The organism is Streptomyces synnematoformans (assembly GCF_039531005.1).
In the GTDB taxonomy this organism is placed as follows: domain Bacteria; phylum Actinomycetota; class Actinomycetes; order Streptomycetales; family Streptomycetaceae; genus Streptomyces; species Streptomyces synnematoformans.
The window spans coordinates 1-5,201 of record NZ_BAAAPF010000410.1 but is presented as its reverse complement, the minus strand read 5'-3'; the positions used below and the strand labels follow the sequence as shown (position 1 = coordinate 5,201).

The following is a 5,201-nucleotide window of genomic DNA, read 5'->3' as shown; positions in this document are numbered from 1 at the left end:
CCGCCGCCGCCCGTGCCCGCACCGCCCCGGGAACCGGCGCCCGCCCGCCGCCGTCCGCGCCCCGGCCGCCCGGTCCCGCCGCCGCCTCAGGCGGCCTTCGCGCGCAGGAAGCTGCGCAGCCGCGCCAGCGGCCAGGTGTTGACGACGTCCTCCGCCGTCAGCCAGCCGCGCTGGGCGATGCCCGCGCCGTAGCGCATGTTCGCCAGGTCCGGCACCGAGTGCGCGTCGCTGTCCACGGCGAACTTCACGCCGTGGCCCCGCGCCCGCAGGATCAGCTCGTCCGGCAGGTCGAGCCGGTTCGGGTGCGCGTTGACCTCCAGCGCCGTGCCCGTACGGGCACACGCCGCGAAGATCTCGTCCCAGTCCGCGTCGACCGCCGGCCGCCTGCCGGCCTTGCGGGTGGTGGGGTGGCCGATGACGTGCACGTGCGGGTTCTCCACCGCGGCGAGGAAGCGCCGGGTCATCTCGTCCCTCGGCTGCGTGAAGTGCGAGTGCACCGAGGCCACGCACACGTCGAACGTCTCCAGGAACTCGCCGGGCCAGTCGACCGAGCCGTCCGGCGCGATGTTCAGCTCCGTGCCGTGCAGCAGCCGCAGCCCGCCCGAGCGCCGCCGGCTGCGCGCGTCCAGCTCCGCGACCCGCTCGCGCTGCGCGAGCATCCGCTCCTTCGTCATGCGCTGCATGCGCAGCTCGGGCGCGTGGTCGGTGATCGCGTAGTAGGAGTAGCCGCGCCGCCGGGCGGCGTCCACCATCGCCTCCAGCGAGTCGATGCCGTCGGTGAGGTCGGTGTGGGTGTGCAGGTCGCCGCGGAGATCGGACTCCGCCAGCGGCTCCGGCAGCTCGCCGCGGGCCGCCGCCTCGATCTCCCCGCGGTCCTCGCGCAGCGGCGGCGGGATCCACGGCAGGCCGAGGCGGGCGTACACGTCCTCCTCGGTCGCGACCCGGATGCGGCGGCCGCTGCGGGCGTGGAAGAGGCCGTACTCCGACAGCTTCAGCTTCTTGCGCACCGCGATCTCGCGGAGCCGGATGTTGTGCTCCTTGGATCCGGTGAAGTACTGCAGCGCCGCGCCCCACGCGTCCGGCGGCACCACCCGCAGGTCCACCTGGACGCCGTCGGCGGTGCGGATGCTCGTCTTCGTCCCGCCCGTGCCGATGACCTCACCGACCACCGGCAGCCCGGTGAACGCCGCCGTCAGCGGCCCGGAGTCCGCCGCGGCGGCGAGTACGTCGAGGTCCCCGGCGGTCCCGCGGCGCCGGCGCAGCGAGCCCGCGTACGTGCAGCGCTCGCAGCCCGGCACCTCCGCCAGCCGCGCGACGACGTCCTCGGCCAGCGCGAGCGCGGTGTCGACCGGGATCCGGCCGGTGGCCGCGCGGAGCAGGTCGATGCCGTGCAGCAGCTTCTCCTCGCTCTTCGGCCCGAAGCCCTTCAGGCCGCGCAGCCGGTGCTCGCCGATCGCCGCGGCCAGCTCGTCGACGGACGAGACGCCCAGCTCCTCGTACAGGACGAGCGCCCGCTTGGGGCCGAGCGCGGGGATCGCGGTCAGCTCCCGGACCCCGGCCGGGATCCGCTCGCGGGCCTCGTCGACCGCCGCCACCCGGCCCGTACGCAGGTACTCGCCGATCTTGCCGGCGATGGACGCGCCCACCCCGGGGATCGCCTTGAGGGCCTTGGCGTCCAGCCCGGAGACGTCGGCGGAGTGGCCGCCGACCGCGCGGGCGGCGCGCTCGTAGGCGCGCGCCTTGAAGGCGTCGCCGCCGGTGATGGACAGCAGGTCGGCGTACTCCTGCAGGAGCGCGGCGACCTCCTCGTTGGACGCCACCTCGGCTCACCTCGGTCCGTGTCGCGGTGCGTACGGGCGTACGGCAGCGGGGCCGGCGCTCGGCGACGCTCCCGTGCCGACAAGCATGCCGCCGATCGCCGCTCCCCGCCGCCCGGGCGCGGGGCGGGAAAACCGCTGGCGCCACGTGTGCGTAACTGCATACGCTTCCAGCACACCAGGTGACCGGTACCGACCAGGGAGGTGAGGGCCATGACCGAAGCCGTCAGGGGCACAGTCCCCGCAGGCCAGCCGCACGCCCGCGCCGCTCTGAAGGGTCACTCCGTTGACACACCACCCCGCCTCCCGTCCCCTGGCCGCGTACGGCTGGGATGAGGCCGCCGCCGACGCCTTCGCGCCGTACGAGTCCGAAGGGCTGATCCCGGCCCGCATCGCGCGGGTCGACCGCGGCTCCTGCCTCGCCCTCACCGACACCGGCCCGGTACGCGCCACCACCGCCCGCCTCGCCGGAGCCGACCGCGCCGCCGGCCGCACCGCCGACCTCACCCGGCTGCCCTGCACCGGCGACTGGGCGGCGCTCGAACCGGGCGCCCACCCCGCCGTACGGGCCCTGCTGCCGCGCCGCACGGCCTTTCTGCGCTCGGCGTCGTCCAAACGCTCCGTGGGCCAGGTCATCGCCGCCAACGTCGACCACGCCGTCATCGCCGTCTCGCTGGCGGCGACGCGCGCCGCCGACACCGAACCGGCGCGCCTGGAGCGGATGCTGTCGCTCGCCTGGTCCAGCGGCGCCCAGCCGCTGGTCGTCCTCACCAAGGCCGACCTGGTCGACGACCCCGCCGTCCTCGACCACCTCCTCGCCGACACCGCGGAGGTCGCGCCCGGCACCGCCGTCCTCGCGGTCAGCGCCGCCACCGGCGCGGGCGTCCCGCAGCTGGCCGCCGCGCTGGCGACCGGCACCTCCGTGCTCCTCGGCGCTTCCGGAGCCGGGAAGTCCACCCTCGCCAACACCCTGCTCGGCGCGGCCGCCCAGCAGGTCCACGCGGTACGCGACGCCGACGGCAAGGGCCGGCACACCACCGTCACCCGCGACCTGCTGCCCCTGCCCGGCGGCGGCGTCCTCATCGACACCCCGGGCCTGCGCGGCGTCGGGCTGTGGGAGGCCGACGACGGGCTGGGCCAGGTCTTCGCCGAGATCGAGGAACTGGCCGAACGCTGCCGCTTCCACGACTGCACGCACGAGGCCGAGCCGGGCTGCGCGGTCGTCGCGGCGCTGGAGAACGGCGACCTGCACCCGCGCCGGCTGGAGAGCTACCGCAAGCTGCAGCGCGAGAACGCCCGCATCGCGGCCCGCACGGACCTGCGGCTGCAGGCGGAGCGGCGCCGGGAGTGGAAGCGCCGCGACGCGGCGGACCGCGAGGGGCGGGCGCGCAAGGGGAGGGGCTGAGACCCGGCGCCGGCCGGCGGTGCCGCCGGGGCGCCGGGACGACGCACGTGGGGGGTGCCCCCGGTCACCTGTCCGGGGGCCGCTCCGCGGACCAGCCGCGTTCGTGCGCGTACCAGCCCAGCTGCAGCCGGGTGTGCACCCCGGCGATCTCCATCAGCCGCTTCACCCGCCGCTGCACGGTCCGCAGCCCCAGGTCCAGCTGCTTGGCGGCGCTCGCGTCCGTGAGCCCCGCCAGCAGCAGCCCGAGGATCTGCAGGTCCACCGCGTCCGGCCCGTCCGGCCGCTGCTCCGCCACCGCCGCCCCGCCCGCGGCCAGCCGAAGAGGCAGCGCCTGCCGCCACAGACTCTCGAAGAGCCCCGTGAGCGACTCCAGCAGCCCGCTCGCGTGCACCACCAGCGCCGCCGGCTCGCCCGCCTCGGCGGACATCGGCACCATCGCCGTCGCCCCGTCCGCGATCACCAGCTTCGTCGGCACCACGTCCGCGACCCGCAACTCCTCGTTCCGGCGCAGCGCCTCCGTCGCCTCGGTCACCGTGCCGGGGGCGAGCAGCCGGGAGCGCTCCAGCACCACCCGGAAGCGCACGCCGCGGCCAGCGGCCTTCTCCTCCGCGGTGTTGTCCTGGCTGCGCACCGCCAGCGGCTCCCGCGTGACGAGCGCGCAGACCTCCTGCTCGGCGCCGAGCTGCAGCTGCAGGAACCGGTGGGCCACCGCTCCCGCGCCGGTCACCACCTCGACCAGGTCGTGTACGTCGGCGGGCTCGCCGGCCTCCGCGCGGTACTCCTCCGCGAGCAGCGCCGCGGCCAGCTCGGCGCGCTCCAGCTCGTGCCGCTGCTGGATGAGCAGGGCCCCCAGCGCCACCGACGGCGGCGCCGCCACCCAGCGGCCCGGCCGCGCCGACGACTGCGCCGCCAGCCCGTGCTGCTCCAGCCGCCGCAGCGTCCGCACCGCCTCCGGCTCGGGCAGCGTCAACCGCCGCGCCAGCTCGGGGACGTCGGCCGCGCCGAGTGCGACCAGCGCGCGGTAGGCCGACTCCTGTACGTCGTCGAGTCCGATGGCACCGAGCACCTGCACATCCTGACCGCACCGGAGGGTCGGGTGGAAGGCCCTTGCCGTGATCTTGCGGGTCCGGCCGTTGCGGACCCGGGAGGCGGGGAAGAATAGGGGCATGGATCGGCAGGGGGAGACGGCGGGGGAACGCCGCACCGAGGACGACTGGTGGCACGACCTGTACGCGGAGGGGGTGCCGGACACCGGGCCGCAGCGGGCCGGGGACACCCTCGACGACCGCTTCGCGTCGGTGGCCAGGGCGGTGGACGAGGAGGCGGAGCCGCCCCCGGCGGCGCCCCCGGGCCCGGCGGGGACGTCGCGGCCGTCGGCGGCGGAGCCGTACGACCAGATGCGGGACCCCGACTACCCGCCGCCGACGCCGTCCGCCGCCGCGGCGGCGGCGCCGTCGGTGGCGGGCGTCCCGGGCTTCACGGAGCGCGCGGAATCTGAACCGGAACCGGAGCCGGAACCGGAACCGGAACCTGAGTCCGCCGCCGCGCCGGCGCGCGGGGGCGGGTGGACGGACGACGTGTTCGCGGGTCTGCGCGAGGATCTGCGGACGGAGCGGCGGCCGTTGGAACCCGCGGAAGCGCGGTCCGCGGACCCGGCGGAGCCCGTTGACGCCGTGGAGACGGCGCGGCCCGTGGAGACCGAGGACGCGGTGGAGACCGCGGATCCCGAGGACGCGTGGTCCGTCCCTGAGCGCGAGCCGGCCACGGAGCCGGAGCCGTACCTACCGACCGCCCCGCGGGCGCCGGCGGAGCCCGCCCCCGCGGACGAGGCGGAGCCCGGCCCGAGAGAGCCCGCGGAACCCGCCCCGTGGCCGTGGGAGACCCCGAACGGGGATCCGGCGGAAGCGGCACCGCCCGCGGACCGGGAGTCCGCCGCCCCCGCGCCGGCACGCCCGGAGCCCGCCGAGGCGCCCCACGCG

The 5,201-nt window shown here is 76.7% G+C and carries 3 protein-coding genes and 1 pseudogene; 2 read left to right on the top strand and 2 right to left on the bottom strand.

Annotated elements, in window-relative coordinates; translation table 11 throughout:
* Nucleotides 1–86: 86 nt before the first annotated feature.
* Complete coding sequence (gene polX / locus ABD317_RS33255; protein WP_344294985.1) at nucleotides 87–1,820, bottom strand: DNA polymerase/3'-5' exonuclease PolX; 1,734 nt, start codon at nucleotides 1,818–1,820, stop codon at nucleotides 87–89.
* A 283-nt stretch (nucleotides 1,821–2,103) separates the two neighbouring features.
* On the opposite strand from polX, the gene rsgA reads away from it, so the two are divergent.
* Nucleotides 2,104–3,222 carry a ribosome small subunit-dependent GTPase A gene (gene rsgA, locus ABD317_RS33250; RefSeq protein WP_344294983.1) on the top strand — a complete coding sequence of 373 codons (1,119 nt, stop codon included), beginning with the start codon at nucleotides 2,104–2,106 and terminating at the stop codon, nucleotides 3,220–3,222.
* 64 nt (nucleotides 3,223–3,286) lie between these two features.
* On the opposite strand, the gene ABD317_RS33245 is transcribed toward rsgA, so the two are convergent.
* A complete protein-coding gene (locus ABD317_RS33245; RefSeq protein WP_344294981.1) occupies nucleotides 3,287–4,288 on the bottom strand; it encodes a helix-turn-helix domain-containing protein in 1,002 nt (333 codons plus the stop codon).
* 100 nt (nucleotides 4,289–4,388) lie between these two features.
* On the opposite strand from ABD317_RS33245, the pseudogene ABD317_RS33240 reads away from it, so the two are divergent.
* Nucleotides 4,389–5,201, top strand: a pseudogene (locus tag ABD317_RS33240) (hypothetical protein); the annotation flags it as partial.